15 protein-coding genes are annotated in these 16,541 nt (G+C 69.4%); 4 read left to right on the top strand and 11 right to left on the bottom strand.

The window, feature by feature from the left end; all coding sequences use genetic code 11:
• The 5 genes from EKG36_RS20640 to EKG36_RS18870 form a co-directional block, all read right to left on the bottom strand.
• Positions 1 to 239 (bottom strand): hypothetical protein (locus EKG36_RS20640; protein ID WP_221766122.1); only part of this gene is annotated, 239 nt, incomplete at its 3' end.
• Positions 240 to 363: 124 nt separating this feature from the next.
• Positions 364 to 1,221, bottom strand: coding sequence for a putative RNA methyltransferase (locus EKG36_RS18855; RefSeq protein WP_126486814.1), 858 nt, complete (start codon positions 1,219 to 1,221; stop codon positions 364 to 366).
• A 128-nt stretch (positions 1,222 to 1,349) separates the two neighbouring features.
• The gene (gene guaA / locus EKG36_RS18860) at positions 1,350 to 2,927 is read right to left on the bottom strand and encodes a glutamine-hydrolyzing GMP synthase (protein WP_126486815.1); all 1,578 of its coding nucleotides are present in this window, start codon (positions 2,925 to 2,927) and stop codon (positions 1,350 to 1,352) included.
• A gap of 101 nt (positions 2,928 to 3,028) precedes the next feature.
• Positions 3,029 to 4,498 (bottom strand): IMP dehydrogenase, encoded by a 1,470-nt coding sequence (gene guaB / locus EKG36_RS18865; RefSeq protein ID WP_126486817.1) that lies wholly within the window; start codon positions 4,496 to 4,498, stop codon positions 3,029 to 3,031.
• Positions 4,499 to 4,604: 106 nt separating this feature from the next.
• A complete protein-coding gene (locus EKG36_RS18870; protein WP_246007568.1) occupies positions 4,605 to 4,976 on the bottom strand; it encodes an ABC transporter substrate-binding protein in 372 nt (123 codons plus the stop codon).
• A 10-nt stretch (positions 4,977 to 4,986) separates the two neighbouring features.
• Here EKG36_RS18870 and EKG36_RS18875 point away from each other — a divergent pair, with 10 nt between their 5' ends.
• The 3 genes from EKG36_RS18875 to xseA all read left to right on the top strand — a co-directional run bounded on the left by EKG36_RS18875 (position 4,987) and on the right by xseA (position 7,715).
• Positions 4,987 to 5,157 (top strand): hypothetical protein, encoded by a 171-nt coding sequence (locus EKG36_RS18875; RefSeq protein WP_246007569.1) that lies wholly within the window; start codon positions 4,987 to 4,989, stop codon positions 5,155 to 5,157.
• Between the two features lie 65 nt (positions 5,158 to 5,222).
• Positions 5,223 to 6,290 carry an AbrB family transcriptional regulator gene (locus EKG36_RS18880; RefSeq protein ID WP_126486819.1) on the top strand — a complete coding sequence of 356 codons (1,068 nt, stop codon included), beginning with the start codon at positions 5,223 to 5,225 and terminating at the stop codon, positions 6,288 to 6,290.
• A gap of 75 nt (positions 6,291 to 6,365) precedes the next feature.
• Positions 6,366 to 7,715 carry an exodeoxyribonuclease VII large subunit gene (gene xseA, locus EKG36_RS18885; protein ID WP_126486820.1) on the top strand — a complete coding sequence of 450 codons (1,350 nt, stop codon included), beginning with the start codon at positions 6,366 to 6,368 and terminating at the stop codon, positions 7,713 to 7,715.
• Between the two features lie 15 nt (positions 7,716 to 7,730).
• Here the strand turns inward: xseA and glrR are convergent, their stop codons facing one another.
• The 6 genes from glrR to EKG36_RS18915 all read right to left on the bottom strand — a co-directional run bounded on the left by glrR (position 7,731) and on the right by EKG36_RS18915 (position 15,548).
• Positions 7,731 to 9,122 carry a two-component system response regulator GlrR gene (glrR, locus tag EKG36_RS18890; protein ID WP_126486822.1) on the bottom strand — a complete coding sequence of 464 codons (1,392 nt, stop codon included), beginning with the start codon at positions 9,120 to 9,122 and terminating at the stop codon, positions 7,731 to 7,733.
• A 15-nt stretch (positions 9,123 to 9,137) separates the two neighbouring features.
• Positions 9,138 to 9,686, bottom strand: a complete 549-nt coding sequence (locus EKG36_RS18895; protein ID WP_126486824.1) for a hypothetical protein — start codon at positions 9,684 to 9,686, stop codon at positions 9,138 to 9,140.
• 1 nt (position 9,687) lies between these two features.
• Positions 9,688 to 11,175, bottom strand: coding sequence for an ATP-binding protein (locus EKG36_RS18900; RefSeq protein ID WP_126486826.1), 1,488 nt, complete (start codon positions 11,173 to 11,175; stop codon positions 9,688 to 9,690).
• An 825-nt stretch (positions 11,176 to 12,000) separates the two neighbouring features.
• Positions 12,001 to 13,314, bottom strand: coding sequence for an amino-acid N-acetyltransferase (gene argA, locus EKG36_RS18905; protein ID WP_126486828.1), 1,314 nt, complete (start codon positions 13,312 to 13,314; stop codon positions 12,001 to 12,003).
• Between the two features lie 229 nt (positions 13,315 to 13,543).
• Positions 13,544 to 14,809 carry an inorganic phosphate transporter gene (locus EKG36_RS18910; protein ID WP_126486829.1) on the bottom strand — a complete coding sequence of 422 codons (1,266 nt, stop codon included), beginning with the start codon at positions 14,807 to 14,809 and terminating at the stop codon, positions 13,544 to 13,546.
• 58 nt (positions 14,810 to 14,867) lie between these two features.
• Entirely contained in the window at positions 14,868 to 15,548 is a 681-nt protein-coding gene (locus tag EKG36_RS18915) for a TIGR00153 family protein (protein WP_126486831.1), read from the bottom strand.
• Positions 15,549 to 15,657: 109 nt separating this feature from the next.
• On the opposite strand from EKG36_RS18915, the gene EKG36_RS18920 reads away from it, so the two are divergent.
• Positions 15,658 to 16,527, top strand: a complete 870-nt coding sequence (locus EKG36_RS18920) for a CYTH domain-containing protein (RefSeq protein ID WP_126486833.1) — start codon at positions 15,658 to 15,660, stop codon at positions 16,525 to 16,527.
• Positions 16,528 to 16,541 lie beyond the last annotated feature (14 nt).

Consider the following 16,541-nt stretch of genomic DNA (forward strand, 5'->3'; position numbering starts at 1 on the left):
GGATGGTCAGGCTCATCGGAGGTGCCATCTTCTGAAGGATGGCTTCCTTCCGCTCTGCGGGGTAACGCATGTTGATCACCTCTCAATCCGTTTAGGTGACAACTACGCTGACAGATAGGGAACTGGATGGTGCCCAGGCGGCGGATGACGGTTGCCAGCGGTGCCGGCCGGAAATGGTAGCGCACCAGCAGCCGGCGGGCGTCGGCGCGCGTCAGGGTGAGGCGTTGTGGGGCGGTCATCGGCAATCCTTGTCCCGAGGCTTTGCCCATCCTAGGGGAAACCGTGCTGTTTGGCTCGGACACAGCCCCACATCATGATCGGGCAGACACCTGGCCTGCTTCTACAACACACGGCCCATTGCGATCAGGTATCTCGAGCGAAGCGCTTTAGCCGTACCTCCACGGTCACGCTCAGCGATTCCAGTGCTGCCGCCCTCTCCCGGCCCTCGGCGCTGGCACGGTGCAGATGCGGCGTCATGGCCAGCAGGTCGGCGATGGGCTCGGCGCCGTCGAGCTCGATGGCGTAGCGCAGCGTCTCGCAGGATAGGAGTGTGAAGCTCTCCGGCACGGTGTCGTCGACGGCGCGCGGCGCCTTGAGGCTGGGGTAGATGATCTCGCGCAGCTCGCGGAGATGATCGGGGCCGGCCTCGACCATCAGCAGCTCGCCGCCGGGCCTCAGCACGCGGGCGAACTCGGGGTAGACGGGAAAGCCGAACAGGCACAGCACGCGGTCGAGGCTGCCCGCCTGCACCGGCAGGTGGGCATTGGTGCCCACTACCCAAGTGGCGGCCTGCTGGCGCCTGGCGGCGGCGAGCACCGCCCACTTGGAGATATCCACGCCCACCAGGGCCAGTGCCCGGTCGTCGCCAACCGCCCCCTCGCAGGCCCTGGCCAGCTCGCGCAGGTAGTAGCCCTCGCCGCAGCCGGCATCGAGGCAGCGCAGCGTGGCGCCGGCGGGCGCCTGTGCCAGCACGGCCCGGCCGACGGCCTCGGCGATGGGCCGGTAGTGACCGGCCTCGAGGAAACGCCGCCGCGCCGCCACCATCGCCTTGCTGTCGCCCGGGTCCCGGGAGCGCTTGTGCTGCACAGGCAGCAGGTGCACGTAGCCCTGGCGGGCGATATCGAAGCTGTGGCCGGCAGCGCAGCGCCAGGCGCCGTCGCGCCGCTGCAGCGGGTTCCCGTCCAGCGGGCAGGCCAGTGCCTCGAACGGTGTCGTTGTCATCCCCCACCCTCTCCTCTCGATCTTTGCGGACCAGAGCCGGCGGCCGGCACCCGCCCTGCCCGGCAAAAAGGAACCCGCCGGTTGGCGGGTTCCTGTCGGCCTTCTCTCGCGTCATGCGACGGGGCGCGTCACTCCCACTCGATGGTCGCCGGCGGCTTGGAGGAGACGTCGTAGGTGACGCGGGAGACGCCCTCCAGCTCGTTGATGATGCGGTTGGAGACTTTCTCCAGCAGCTCGTAGGGCAGGTGCGCCCAGCGGGCGGTCATGAAGTCGATGGTCTCCACGGCGCGCAGGGCGATCACCCACTCATAGCGGCGGCCGTCGCCGACCACGCCCACCGACCTCACCGGCAGGAAGACGGCGAAGGCCTGGCTGGTCTTGTGGTACCAGCCGGCGTTGTGCAGCTCCTCGATGAAGATGGCATCGGCCTCGCGCAGGATGTCGGCGTATTCCTTCTTCACCTCGCCGAGGATGCGCACGCCCAGGCCCGGCCCCGGGAAGGGGTGGCGGTAGACCATGTCGTAGGGCAGGCCGAGTTCGACGCCGAGCTTGCGCACCTCGTCCTTGAAAAGCTCGCGCAGCGGCTCGACCAGCTTGAGCTTCATGGTCTCGGGCAGCCCGCCCACGTTGTGGTGGGACTTGATGACGTGGGCCTTGCCGGTCTTGGCGGCGGCGGACTCGATCACGTCCGGGTAGATGGTGCCCTGGGCCAGGAAGTCCACGCCCTCGATCTTGGCGGCCTCGCTGTCGAAGACGTCGATGAAGGTGTTGCCGATGATCTTGCGCTTGACCTCGGGGTCGGCCTCGCCCTCGAGCTTGTCGAGGAACAGGTCCTCGGCGTCCACGCGGATCACCCGCACGCCCATGTGCTTGGCGAAGGTCTCCATCACCTGGTCGCCCTCCTGCTTGCGCAGCAGGCCGTTGTCGACGAACACGCAGGTCAGCTGGTCGCCGATGGCCTTGTGCAGGAGTGCGGCCACCACCGAGGAATCCACGCCGCCGGAGAGGCCGAGCAGCACGTGGCGGTCGCCCACCTGCTCGCGCACCCGACTGATCTGGTCCTCGATGATCTGGGCCGGGGTCCAGTTGCGCTCGCTGCCGCAGATATCCAGCACGAAGTGCTCGAGGATGCGCTGGCCCTGCAGGGTGTGGGTCACCTCGGGGTGGAACTGCACGCCGAAGAAGCGCTTCTCCTCCCAACTCATGGCGGCGATCGGGCAGCTCGAGGTGGAAGCGGTCACGGTGAAGGTATCGGGCACCTTGGCCACCTTGTCGCCGTGGCTCATCCACACGTCGAGCAGGCTGCGGCCGGTGTCGTGGTCGATGTGGTCGGAGATGTCCTTGAACAGTGCGGTCTCGGCGTCCAGGCGGATCTGGGCGTAGCCGAACTCGCGCTTGTGGGAGCCCTCCACGGCGCCGCCGAGCTGCTCGGCCATGGTCTGCATGCCGTAGCAGATGCCCAGCACCGGCAGGCCCAGCTCGAACACGCACTGCGGGGCGCGGGGCGAGCCCAGCTCGGTGACGGATTCCGGGCCGCCGGCGAGGATGATGCCGTTGGGGGCGTAGGCGCGGATCTCGTCCTCGGTGATGTCGAAGGCGCGGATCTCGGAGTAGACACCTATCTCGCGAACCCGGCGGGCGATGAGCTGGGTGTACTGGGAACCGAAGTCGAGGATCAGGATCTTGTGGGCGTGAATGTCGGTCATCTGGCCTTTCCTTTGGGAAGCAACAGGGCCGAAAACGCGAAAGCTGGAAGTGGCCTACGGGTCCACTTCCAGCCTCAAGCGTCCGGCTTCAAGCTGGGTCGTTAGCCGGCGCGATAGTTGGGGGCTTCTTTCGTGATCTGCACGTCGTGGACGTGGGACTCGTTGAAACCAGCCCCGGTGATCTTCACGAACTCCGGCTTGGTGCGCATCTCCTCGATGTTGGTGCAGCCGGTGTAGCCCATGGAGGCGCGCAGCCCGCCCATCAACTGGTGGACGATGGCGCCCATCACGCCCTTGTAGGGCACGCGGCCTTCGATGCCTTCCGGCACCAGCTTCTCGACGCCGGCATTCTTGTCCTGGAAGTAGCGGTCGCTGGAGCCCTGGTTCTGGGCCATGGCGCCCATCGAGCCCATGCCGCGGTAGGCCTTGTAGGTGCGGCCCTGGTAGAGCTCGATCTCGCCCGGCGCCTCCTCGGTGCCGGCCAGCAGGCCGCCGACCATCACCGCGCTGGCACCGGCCGCCACGGCCTTGGCCAGGTCGCCGGAGTAGCGGATGCCGCCGTCGGCGATCAGCGGGATGTCATAGGGCTTGAGTGCCTCGGCGACATTGGAAACGGCGGTGATCTGCGGCAGGCCGACGCCGGCCACCACGCGGGTGGTGCAGATGGAGCCGGGGCCGATGCCGACCTTGACGCCGTCGGCACCCGCCTCCGCAAGGGCTTTTGCCGCTTCCGCCGTGGCGATGTTGCCGCCGATCACCTGGATCTGCGGGAAGTGCTCCTTCACCCAGGCCACGCGGTCGATCACGCCCTTGGAGTGGCCATGGGCGGTGTCGACGATGATGGCGTCGACGCCGGCCTCGGCCAGGGCGGCGATCCGGTCCGGGGTCTCCGGCCCGGTGCCCACGGCGGCGCCGGCCAGCAGGCGGCCGTCGGCGTCCTTGGCGGCGTGGGGGAAGGTGCGGGCCTTCTCGATGTCCTGGAAGGTGACCAGGCCGCGCAGGTGGAACTCGTCATCCACCACCAGCATCTTCTCGATGCGGTGCTCCTGCATCTTGCCCTTGATGACGTCGAGCCCGGTGCCCACCGGCACGGTGACCAGCTTCTCGCGGGGCGTCATGATGTCGGCGACGCTGTCGCCGTGGTTCGGCTGGAAGCGCATGTCGCGCTCGGTCACCAGGCCCACCAGGGCCTCCCCTTCCACCACCGGGAAGCCCGAGAAGCCGTATTCCTTGGCCATCGCCAGCAGGTCGGCCAGCTTGGCCTTGGGGCCGACGGTGACCGGGTCCTTGACGATCACGCTCTCGTGCTTCTTGACCTTGCGCACCTCGGCGGCCTGCTGCGCGATGGTCATGTTCTTGTGGATGATGCCGATGCCCCCTTCCTGGGCCATGGCGATGGCCAGGCGGGCTTCGGTGACGGTATCCATGGCGGCGGAGGCGAGGGGGATGTTGAGGTAGAGGTCGCGGGTCAGGCGTGTCCGGAGGCTGACGTCCTTGGGCAGGACCTCGGAATAGCCGGGTACGAGTAATACGTCATCGAACGTAAGAGCTTCTTGGGCCATACGTAGCATAATCGGCAACACCCAGTGCGCTGGTGGGAGGGGGGGAGTGAAGTTAATCCACCATTATAACGGTCAGGGCCGGGGTCGGGCAATGTGGGGTGTGCCTTGGCGGCCCTCAGTCGTCGTGCCGGAACTCGCGGCGCCAGCGGGCCAGGAAGGCGTCGCGGCGCTGGGGATCGACGAAGGCCAGCAGCGAGGCGTTGAGGGGGATCGGGTAGAGCCGCTCGCCCACCTGGTCGCGCAGCCGCGCCGCGGTGTAGGGGCCGACGATATCCGGGCGCACGCTGAACAGCGGAGTCTGGCCGGCCAGCACCCGCTGGCCCTCGCGGCCGAGCAGGAAGTCGACGAAGGCCTCGGCGGCCCGGGGATGCGGCGCGTCGCGGTGGATGAACGCCATGCGCATCATCACCAGCGAGTAGTCCCGGGGCACCTGCACGATCACCTCGGGGTGGTCCTGGGCCCAGACCATGGCGTAGGAGCCCAGCATCGGCGGGCTGATGGAGCAGAACCGGCGCCGGGCGCTGTCGCTCAGCGGTGGCGACGTCGGCATCCTCTGGCAGTCCGGCATCTCGCTGTGGCTCGCCGCCGCCGTGCTGCTGGTGCTGCCCTGGCTGCTGTCGAGGCTGTTATCGCGGCGGACGCCGCGCGAGAATACCGGGCACCACTGAACCCCGCCCCCTTCCCCGGGCCTGCCGCCCCGCGCCGGCCCGGCCACCCGACAGGAGGTCACGACGTGGACGATACCCGCACCACATGGCTGGCCGCCCTGGGCCGCTTCCTGCCGACCCTGGCCCTGGGGCTGGCCGGCGGAGGGCTCGCCTACTGGCTCGACGTGCCCCTGCCCTGGCTGCTCGGCGCCATGTTCGCCACCACCCTGGCGAGCCTCGCCGGCGCCCGGCTGCGCTCGCCGGGGCGGGGCCGCAAGGGCGTGCTGGTGGTGATCGGCGTGATGCTGGGCGCGGCCTTCACCCCGGAGATGTCCGGCGACCTGCCGCTGTGGGGCGCCAGCCTGAGCGCGATGCTGCTGGCCACGGCGGTGATGATGGCCTTCTCGGTGTGGTTCTCGCGGCGGGTCGCCGGCCATTCGCTGGACACCGCCCTCTATGCCGGGGTGCCCGGCGGCGTGTCGGCGGTCACCGGCATGGCGCTGGACTCCCATGCCGACCTGCGGGTGGTCGGCATGACCCATGCGGTGCGCATCCTGGTGCTGCTGGTCGCCATTCCGCCGGTGCTCGACGGCATCGGCCACGTCAGCCTGCAGCCCACCGGCATGGGCCTGGCCCAGTGGCTATGGCTGCCTGCTCCGGGGGATGCGGCCTGGCTGGCCGGTGCCGGGCTGGTGGGCGCCTGGCTGGGCCACCGCCTGCACCTGCCCAACGCCCTGCTGTTCGGCCCGGCGCTGGTTTCGGCGGCGCTTCACCTGACCGGACTGACCCATGCCGCCATCCCGCCGACGCTGATCGCCCTGGCCCAGGTGATCATCGGCGTCTCGGTGGGGGTGCGCTTCACGGGCACCTCGCTGGCCAAGGTCGGCCATACCCTGGTGATGGCCGTGCTGCAGGCGCTGGGCCTGCTGGCGATCGCCATCCTCGCCGCCTGGGGCATCCACGCCGCGACGGGGGTGTCGTTGCCGGCGGCGCTGCTCGCCTACATGCCCGGCGGCGCCCCGGAGCTGAGCCTGGTCGCGCTGTCGCTGGGCATCGATCCGGCCTTCGTCACCTCGCACCACCTGCTGCGCATCACCGTGCTGATCCTGCTGATGCCGGTGCTGCTGGGCGCCTGCCGGCGCCTGAGCGCCTAGTTCGACACGCCCTCCCCGGCTGACGGCGCCATCCATGCTAGGCTGGGCGGCGTTCCGCCCGGAGATGAGGCCAGCATGCCCCCCAACGACAGCCCCGCCCTGACCGTCAGCGAGCTCAACCGCCGGGCCCGCCAGGCCCTCGAGCAGGACGTCGGCGACGTCTGGGTGGAGGGCGAGCTGTCCGGCGTCTCGCGGCCGGCGTCGGGGCATGTCTACTTCACCCTCAAGGACGAGCGGGCCCAGCTGCGCTGCGCGCTGTTCCGCAATCGGGCCCGCTTCGTCGCCGCGCCGATGCGCGACGGCGACCACGTCAAGGTGCGCGGGCGGGCCTCGCTGTTCGAGCCGCGGGGCGACTACCAGCTGATCGCCGAGGCGGTGCAGGCGGTGGGCGAAGGCGAGCTGCTGGCTGCCTTCGAGCGGCTCAAGGCCAAGCTCGACGCCGAGGGCGTGTTCGCCAACGCCCGGTCCCTGCCCTACCCCCCGCGCCACCTGCTGGTGCTCACATCGCCCAGCGGCGCGGCGATCCGCGACGTGCTGGCGGTGCTGGCAACGCGCTGGCCGCTGGCCCAGGTCACCCTGATCCCGGTGCCGGTGCAGGGCCGCGAGGCCGCCCCGGCGTTGATCGCCGCCCTGGGACTGCTCAACCGCCAGTCGGCCCTGGACCCCGAACGGGACGCCATCCTGGTCACCCGGGGTGGCGGCAGCCTGGAGGACCTGTGGGCCTTCAACGACGAGCACCTGGCGCGGGCCATCTTCCATTCGCGGCTGCCGGTAATGTCGGCGGTGGGCCACGAGGTGGATGTCACCCTGGCGGACTTCGCCGCCGACCGGCGGGCCCCCACGCCCTCGGCGGCGGCGGAGCAGCTGGTGCCGGACCGCACCGAGCTGCTCGCCCGGCTGCGCGTGCTGGTGGCCCGCCTCGCGCGCGCCGAGCGGGCGCGGCTCGACACCGAGGCCCAGCGCCTGGATCACCTGCGGGCGCGGCTGCGCCATCCCGGTGAGGTGCTCGGCTATCGGCGACGCCAGCTGGCGCAGCTGGAGGGCCGCCTGGCGCGGGCCATGCACGCCCGACTCCAGACGGCCCGACAGCACCAGGGCCAGCTGGGCCAGCGGCTCGCGCTGCGCTCGCCGACGGCCCTGGTGGCCCAGGCCGAGCGGCGCCTGGCGCGGGCCCGCCAGCGCCTGCACCAGGCCATGCCCCGGGAGCTGGCCCGCCACCGCAAGCGGCTCACCGCCCTGGCCCGGGAGCTGCAAGCGGTCAGCCCCCTCGCGGTACTCGGACGGGGCTATGCAATTCTCGAGAATGATGCGGGGCGGGTGATCCGCCGGGCAGCGGACACCGCGCCCGGGGAGCGCCTGGCGGCGCGCCTCGGCGAGGGCCGGCTGGCCCTGGAGGTGCTACCCGAAGGGGACGCCGCCGACTGACGGCGCCCGCTCACCTCACGACGCCTCGCTGTGGGCCGAACCGGGCTTGAAGGCCGAGGGCTCGAGCTCGTGGCGGGCCAGCAGCTTGTAGAAGTCGGTGCGGTTGCGGCCGGCGATGCGCGCCGCCTGGGTCACGTTGCCCTCGGTGATCTTGAGCACCTTGACCAGGTAGCTGCGCTCGAAGCCGGCCCGAGCGTCGTTGAAGGTCGGCAGGGCATTCTCCTCGGCCACCAGGGCCTGGGCCACCAGCGCCTCGGGAATCATCGCCGAGCTGGTCAGCGCCACGCACTGCTCCACCACGTTGACCAGCTGGCGCACGTTGCCCGGCCAGGCGCTCGACGCCAGCAGGTTCAGCGCCTCCCGGGAGAAGCCCTTGACGAAGGGCTTGTGACGGGCCGCCGCCTGAGCCACCAGGTGCTTGGCCAGCAGCGGCACGTCCTCGGCGCGGTCCTTGAGCGGCGGCAGCTTCAGGTTGACCACGTTGAGCCGGTAGAAGAGGTCCTCGCGGAACTCGCCGTCGTGCATGGCCTGGCTCAGGTCGCGATGGGTGGCCGAGATCAGCCGCACGTCGATGGGCACCGAGGTGGTCGACCCCAGCGGGCGGATCTGGCGCTCCTGCAGGGCCCGCAGCAGCTTGACCTGCAGCGGCAGCGGCATGTCGCCGATCTCGTCGAGGAACAGGGTGCCGCCATCGGCGGCCTGGAAGAGCCCCTGGTGCTCGCTCACCGCCCCGGTGAAGGCGCCCTTGGCATGGCCGAACAGCTCGCTCTCGAGCAGCTGCTCCGGCAGCGCGCCGCAGTTGATGGCGACGAAGGGCTTGTCGGCGCGACTGCTGGCCTTGTGGATGGCGCCGGCCAGCAGCTCCTTGCCGGACCCCGAGGGGCCGGTGACCAGCACGCTGACATCCGAGCTCGCCACCATGCGGGCCTGCTCGAGGATGCGCTCCATCTCGGGGCTGCGCGTGATGATGGCCGAGCGCCAGGCGTCGTCGCCCTCGCCGCCGGTGGTGGTCTGGGCCAGGGCCTCGTCGATGGTGACGAACAGCTCGTCACGGTCGACCGGCTTGGTCAGAAAGCCGAACACGCCCTGCCGGGTGGCGCTGACGGCATCGGGAATCGAGCCATGGGCGGTGAGGATGATCACCGGCAGGCCCGGCGAGCGGCGCTGGATCTCCTGGAACAGCGCCAGGCCGTCCATCTCGTCCATGCGCATGTCGGAAAGCACCAGGTCCGGCCGAGCGGCCTCGAGGCGCTTGAGGGCCTCGCGCCCGCTCTCCGCGGTGGTCACGCGAAAGCCGCGGCTCTGCAGCCGCATGCCCAGCAGCTTGAGCAGACTGGGGTCGTCGTCCACCAGCAGGATGTGAGCGCCTTGATCACCGTTGGCGTGGGGGCGTCCGGTTGGGGTCATGTCGTCTCTCCCGAGTTACTCGGTCTGCTGTCGCGAATTGATGTTCCGCTCGATGGCGGTGAGAGCATCCAGCTTTTCGGTCAGGGCCTTGTTCTCCTCGGCCAGGGCCTCCCGCTCGCTCTGCTCCTCGCCCAGCTGGCGGCTCAGGCGGCGCCGGCCTTCCACCTCGTTGAGCCAGTAGCGCAGCAGCGGCTGCAGACGCGCCGGGGCCGCATGCAGGTCGGCCTTGAACAGCTCGGAGGCCTGGTCCCACTGGGCCTCGTCGCCCCAGGCCAGCAGCACGGCGCGTCCCAGGCGCTGCTCGGCGCCCTCGCCCTCGAGGGTCAGCAGCATGCCGCTGCGCCAGGCCCGGTCGCCGCGCTGGGAGGCCAGCCCGAAGGCCACCCAGTCAGGCAGCAGGCAGGCGTTGTCGGCGAAGCTGGGCACCTCCGAAAAGCAGGCGCCGGCGTTCACCTGCACCTGGGGAGTGGGATTGTGGCCGGGGCTCGGAAGACTCTCCGGGAGCCACTGGCAGCCCACCAACCAGGTCGAGGCCAGGCCGAGGATCAGGGGGCGTAGGATCATGTCAGTCGTTCCTTTCCTGGACACCCGCCAGGGCGGGTGTCGATGCATCGTGCTCGTTGGCCGGTGCCGGGCGCGGCAGGGTCAGCCGGAAACACACCGCCAGGCGTGAATCGCCGACCAGCTCCAGGGTGCCGTCCTGCAGCCGGGCACAGTCGGCGGCCACCGAGAGACCGATGCCGGAGCCCTTCAGGGCCCCCTTGCGCCGGATCCGCCCCTGGTAGAAGGCCTCGAACAGCCGCGGCCGGTCCTCCTCGGGAATCGGCTCGCCGCTGTTGGCGACTTCCACGACCAGTCGCTCCTGGTCCGCGCGGGCACGGATCTCCAGTCGGCCGCCGTCCTCGCCGTAGGCAATGGCGTTGGAGATCAGGTTGTCGAGAATCCGCGCCGTGGCGGTCCGGTCGGCCCACCAGGCCAGGGGACCATCGAAGCAGGCCACGCGCATCTCCTTCTGCTGCAGCGCCAGGCGATGCTTGGCCAGCACTTCCTTGACCACGGTGGCGAGATCCAGCCGCTCGGCTTCCAGGCGACGGTTGTGCTGCAGCAGGTTGTAGTCGAGCAGCTGCTCGATGAGCTGCTGGAGTTCGCTGCCGCTGGCATCGATCAGCTCGAGGATCTCGCGCTGGTGGTCGGAGAGCTCGCCGGCCACGCCGTCGGCGAGCAGCGACGACCCTTCCCGCACGCTGGCCAGCGGGGTCTTGAGCTCGTGCGACATGTGGCGCAGGAACTGCTGCTTCTGTTCCTCCAGCTCGTCGAGCCGCGACGCCAGCCAGTCGAGGCGCTCGTCGAGGCTGACCAGCTCGGCGGGGCCCTGGACCGGGGCCCGCTTGGCCTCCTGGCCACCGCTGCCGATGCCCAGGATGCGTCGCTCGAGCTGGCGGACCGGACGGATGATCAGCCGGGTGAACAGCAGCATCAACAGCAGGCTGGCCGAGACCAGCGCGGCGGTCTGCCACCAGAGCCGCCTCTGCACGCCTTCGGCCCGGGCGCGAATGACGTCGAGGCGGTCGTCGATGCGTCGGTTGGTGGCATGCCGCATGGCCTCGGTGTGCTCGGCGAAGGACAGGAAGTCGGTCAGCCGGTCCTTGAACTCCTCCAGCGGCAACCCGGGCAGCTCGGCAAGCTTGTCCAGTTCGGCGGAGAGCGCCTTCACGTTCGGGTCGTCGGGCAACAGCTCGCGCTGCCGAGCGAGCAGGCGGCGAAACTCCGCCAGACGCTCGTCGTAGATGTCCAGCAGGCTCTCCTGCTCGACCACGGCGTACTGGCGGGCGCCGCGCTCGATGTCCAGGGCCAGGGCCCCGAGGGTGCGGGCGCGCCGGGTCTCCTCCACTGCCTGACGGGCACTCTGGTCGGCCAGCCGCGAGAGCTCGGACAGGGCCTGGCCGGCCTGGAGCATCAGCACGGCGAGCGGCAGCATCACCATGAGAAAGGCGAGCAACACCAGCTGCAGCAGCGAGCGCGGGCGCCAGCGACGGGATACGGCTGTGGTCATGGCCAGCGTTCTACCGAGAAGGGTGAAGGAAGTTTCCATCATTCAAGCCCGAGAATACCAGAATTCGGCCGCCCACCTTGCACATGTCGAGGCCCGTGGCGCATCGAAGAAAAAAAAAGGGCCGGCAGAGCCGGCCCAATACGCAGGGAACTGAAGGGTCGAGAAAGCCGCTCGATCGCCGGCCTGGTCCATCCATCGACCGACTTTCCCTGGGCCGCGAGGCCCGCGAAGCCACGGGGACTCCCTTTGCCACCAGGAGCGAGTCGTCCTCGTGTGGGTGGCGAGCCACCCCGCTTCGTCTCTGGCGTCACCGCTATGGCCTCGGCCGGGCGATGTCGCGCAATTCGTCCCCCGAAGGGGAGAGGCATCCTTGCCGGGGCATCCTTGCCCATTTCGGTACGCTTCCGTGACGCTGACGCTGTCGGTACCGTCTCATCGCAACCTAAAGTCACACATCGCTGGAGCAGACGTTGATCGCCGGGAGGCCAGGAGGCACAGGGCAGTGTTGTCTCGGCCCCCTCGGCGACCGGAACACGGTTCGAGCCGTTTGAACCGTTTCCGCTTGCTCACCCTGTCTATTGCCAACACCGTGCCAATAAACACGCAACCACTTTAAAATCAGAAACATATAAACATAAGAAGCGGGCCAGATGAGGCGAAGGGCAAGATGGCACGGGTAGATCGGTCGTTTGGCGGCTATTTTCGTCGCCGATTGGCGACACGGATCACGCAATGTCTAGAAAAGTCTTTTTAAACAATGGCTTTATACGTCTCCACCTGGCGACACGGTCGATGACAGTGCCGCCAGGCGGCGACAGGAGAGGATCAGGCGAGGGGCTTGACGAGAACCTTGGACTGGCGGGCATGGTTGTAGGTATCCCGCCGCAGCGGCGGCAGGTCGGCGAGGTCGGCCTGGCGGAACCCATGCTCGAAGAACCAGTGGGCCGTGTGGGTGGTGAGGGCGAACAGCGCCTCCAGCCCCTGCCGGCGGGCCCGGCGTTCCACCTCGGCCAGCAGCCGGTCGCCGCGGGCCCCGCCACGGTAGTCGCCATGCACGGCCACGCAGGCCAGCTCGCCCATGCGGGCATCGCCGAAGTGGTGCAGCGCGGCGCAGCCGATGACCATGCCGTCCCGCTCGATGACCACGTAGTCCTCGATCTCGTACTCGAGGCGCTCCCGGGAACGCGGCACCAGCATGCCGCGCCGCTCCAGCGGCTCGAGCAGCTCCAGCAGGCCGCCGATGTCGTCGATCTCGGCGGCGCGCAGCTGCTCGTAGCGATGCTGGGTGATCATGGTGCCCACCCCGTCCCGGGTGAACAGCTCGCCGAGCAGGGCATCATGGTCCCGCCAGGAGAGCAGGTGGGTGCGGGCCACGCCGTGCCGGGCCGCGGCGCAGGCGGCCCCGAGGTGACGGGCCAGCTCGTCGCCGGGGGAGGTCCGGGCCAGCAGCGGGGCGGCCTCGGCGGGCGTCAGCTGGCGCTGCAGCTGGCCGGCATCGTCGAACAGGCCACTGGCCTCTCCCAGCAGGATCAGCTTGTCGGCGCCGAGCGCCGTGGCCGTGTGTCGTGCCACGTCGGCGGCGTCCAGGTCGAAGACCTCGCCGGTGCTCGAGAAGCCCAGCGGCGGCAGCAGCACCAGCGAGCCCTGGCCCAGCAGGCCACGAATCGCCGCGTCACGCACCCGGCGCACCTCGCCGCTGCGGTCGAAGTCAATGCCGTCACGCACCCCGAGGGGCTTGGCCATGACCAGATTGCCGGAGACCACAGTCATCTCGACCCCGTGCAGCGGGGTGTTGGGCAGACCGAGCGACAGCCGGGCCTCCAGCCATAGCCGCTGCTCGGCGGCGACCCGCTCGACCCGGGCCATGACCGCCTCGTCGGCCACCCAGCGGCCCTGATGGCGCCGCGGGGTGACGCCCGCCGCCTCGAGGGCCGCGTGCACCTGGGGGCGGATGCCCTGCACCACGACCAGGCGCACGCCCAGGGTGTGCAGCAGCGCCAGGTCCTGGATCAGCTGCTCGCCGCGGCCTTCTGCCACGGCCTCGCCCTCGATCAGGATCACAAAGGTGCGTCCCCGGTGCGCATTGATATAGGGCGAGGAATTGCGGAACCAGTCGACGAAGGGGAAACGAGTGTCCAAGGCCGCACTCCGGCAGCAGGTGAAAGGGGAAGATGAGTGTTGACTATATCAGACGGACGAAAACGGCGGCACCATCGGCGAGGGGCGAGGGGCGAGGGGCGAGGGGTAAAGCGCAAGGAGTGAAGAGTGAGAAGCAGCGTGGGGGGGCAAGGAGTCGCGGGAGATGTCGGGGAGCGGGGCCAGGCAACGCCTTACCCCTCTCCCCTGACGCTTTACCGGCGGTAGCCGATCAGCCGAACATGCCCTTGAACATGAAGAAGAACATGATCGCCAGGCCGGCGCCGGCCGGCAGGGTGATCAGCCAGGACATCACGATGGTGCCGATCACGCGCAGGTTGAGCGCCGCCATGCCCCGGGCCAGGCCCACGCCGAGCACGGCGCCCACCAGGGTGTGGGTGGTGGAGATCGGCAGGCCAGTGCCCGAGGCCAGCACCACGGTGGTGGCGGCGGCCAGGGTGGCGGCGAAACCGCGGCTCGGTGTCAGCTCGGTGATGCCGGTGCCCACGGTGGCGATGACCTTGTGGCCGTAGGTGACCAGGCCGACGACGATGCCGCCGCCGCCCAGCACCAGCACCCACCAGGGCACCAGGGCCTCGCCGCCAACGCTGCCGTTGCTGTAGACCACGCTGATCACCGCGGCCAGCGGGCCGACGGCGTTGGCCACGTCGTTGGAGCCGTGGGCGAAGGCCATGGCACAGGCGGTGAACAGCATCAGCACGCCGAAGACCCGCTCGACGCCGCCGAAGCCGAAGGTGTCCTCCTCGCTGCGGTTGCGGCTGACCCGGCGCTCCAGGAAGCCGCCCAGCAGCATCACGCCCAGGCCGATCAGCACCGCATAGAGCAGGCTCTCACCGAAGCCCAGGTGCAGGCCGACGTGCTTGAGGCCCTTGGTCAGGGTGACCATGGCGACGATGAAGCCGACCAGGAAGACGTACATCGGCACGTAGCGCTTGGCCGCGGCGAAGGGGTCGCGGTCCTCGAAGATCAGGTGCTGGACGGACTTGAACAGCATGAAGGCGATGGAACCGGACATCAGCGGCGAGACCACCCAGCTGGCGGCGATCTGGCCGACCTTGGTCCAGCCCACGGCCTCGAGCCCCAGCCCCGCCATGGCGAAGCCGACGATGGCCCCGACGATGGAATGGGTGGTGGAGACCGGCCAGCCGCGCATCGAGGCAATCAGCAGCCAGGTCGCGGCGGCCAGCAGCGAGGCCAGCATGCCGTAGACCAATAGCTGCGGATCGTCCTGCAGCAGGGCCGGGTCGATGATGCCCTTGCGGATGGTCTGGGTAACCTCGCCCCCGGCCAGCCAGGCGCCGAGGAATTCGAAGATCACGGCGATGAGGATCGCCTGCTTGATGGTGATGGCCTTGGACCCCACCGAGGTGCCCATGGCATTGGCCACATCGTTGGCTCCCACGCCCCAGGCCATGAAGAAGCCGAAGGCACAGGCGAGAATGATGAAGATGTCGCCGTATTGCGCAATGATCGACATAGGACGGTGTCCCTTGCTAGCGGTCAGAAGAGGCGGATGTGGATCGGGGCGGGCCCGATCAGTTGGCCGTCATGATCTGAAGGCGGCTACCCACGCGCTCGGCGCGGTCGGACAGTTCACCGACCCAGTCGATGATCTTGTAGAGGAACATCACGTCCACCGGCGGCAGACGGTCCTCGAGTTCGAACAGCTGGCGGCGGATCGCCACCTGCTGATTGTCGGCCTGCTGCTCCAGGACGTGCAGCTCGCGGATCAGCTTCTGCATGACGTCGGTGACGTTGCGGCCGAAGCCGGACTCGAGCAGATCCTTGAGCTCCTCCAGCGCCTCGCGGGCCTGGGCCACGCAGGCCACGGAGGTCTGCATGTAGTCGCGCATGGGCTGGGCCAGCTCGTCGGGCACCTGCATCTTGCGGCCGAGCATGATGCCGGTGATGTCGCGAACCTTGTTGGCGATCTTGTCCTGGACGCTGATCAGGTCCAGCAGGTCGGAGCGCGAGACCGGCAGGAACATGGTGTTGGGGAGGTTGAGACGCAGCTCGGTCTTGAGCTCGTCGGCCTCGTGTTCGAGACGGGTGATGGTCTCGCGGTGCTCGCCGGCGTCCTGCCAGTCGCCCTTGAGAGTGGCCTCGAAGAACGGCAGCAGCTGGTCGGCACAGTCATTGACCTTGACGATGTGAGCCAGCAGCGGCTGGAATGGCGAGCGGCCGAACATCGCGGAGAAGGGATTGGATGTCACCATGGGGGCATCTGAGCACTTGGAAATGGCGGCGCCAGTATAGTGACTGGGACGAGCGCCGTCATGAAAAAATCATCTATTGTTCAGCAGAATGACATAAGGCGGCCATCGCATGGCAAACGAGATCGAACTCAAGCTGGCCCTGGGCTCCACCGGCCCCGAGGCCCTGCAACACCACCCCTGCGTGGCCGGCCTCGCCCCGCGGACCACCCGTCTCGGCAACACCTATTTCGATACCCCCGAGGGAGACCTCGAGGCCGCCCGGGCGGCGCTGCGCCTGCGCCAGTCCGACGGCCGCCTGTTGCAGACGCTGAAGACCCGCGGCCACGGCAGCGGCGGCCTGTCGAACCGCGGCGAGTGGGAGTGGGAGGTCCCGGGACCGGGCCTCGACCTCACGGGACTGGCCGCCCTGCCGCCGATGGCCGACCTCGCGCCCGGCACGCTGGCGCGGCTGGAGCCGCGCTTCTCGACCGACTTCAACCGGGAGACCTGGTGGGTGACCGGCGACGGCGCCAGCATAGAGGTGGCACTGGACATCGGCGAGATCCGCGCCGCCGGGCGCCGCGTCGACATCCGCGAGCTGGAGCTCGAGCTCAAGGAGGGCGACGCGAGCGCCGTGCTCGACCTCGCCGCGCGCCTGGCCGAGCGGGTGCCGCTGCGCCCCTCGGACACCAGCAAGGCCGCCCGCGGGGGCGCCCTGCTCGCCGGCCGCTGGGCGCTGCCCCCGGGCGGCTCCCCCGGGGCCTGGCTGCACCGCGCGGTGGTGGCCCTGGATGCCCTGGTCGACACCGGCGACGATGACTGGCGCCACCAGGCCCGCCAGGCCTTCCAACGCCTGGCCAACCTGGGCGATGATGCCGTGAGCGCCGACGCCCGCCGCCTCGCCGAGGCGCTGGCGAGGCCGACCTGGCTGACCCCGGCCTTCGGCCAGTGCGCCCTGGCCCTGGCGAGGCGTCTCCCCGGCGAGGTATCGCTCGGCTGAGCCCGGCCACCACA

Origin of the sequence: Halomonas nitroreducens (genome assembly GCF_003966155.1) — a bacterium.
In the GTDB taxonomy this organism is placed as follows: domain Bacteria; phylum Pseudomonadota; class Gammaproteobacteria; order Pseudomonadales; family Halomonadaceae; genus Halomonas; species Halomonas nitroreducens.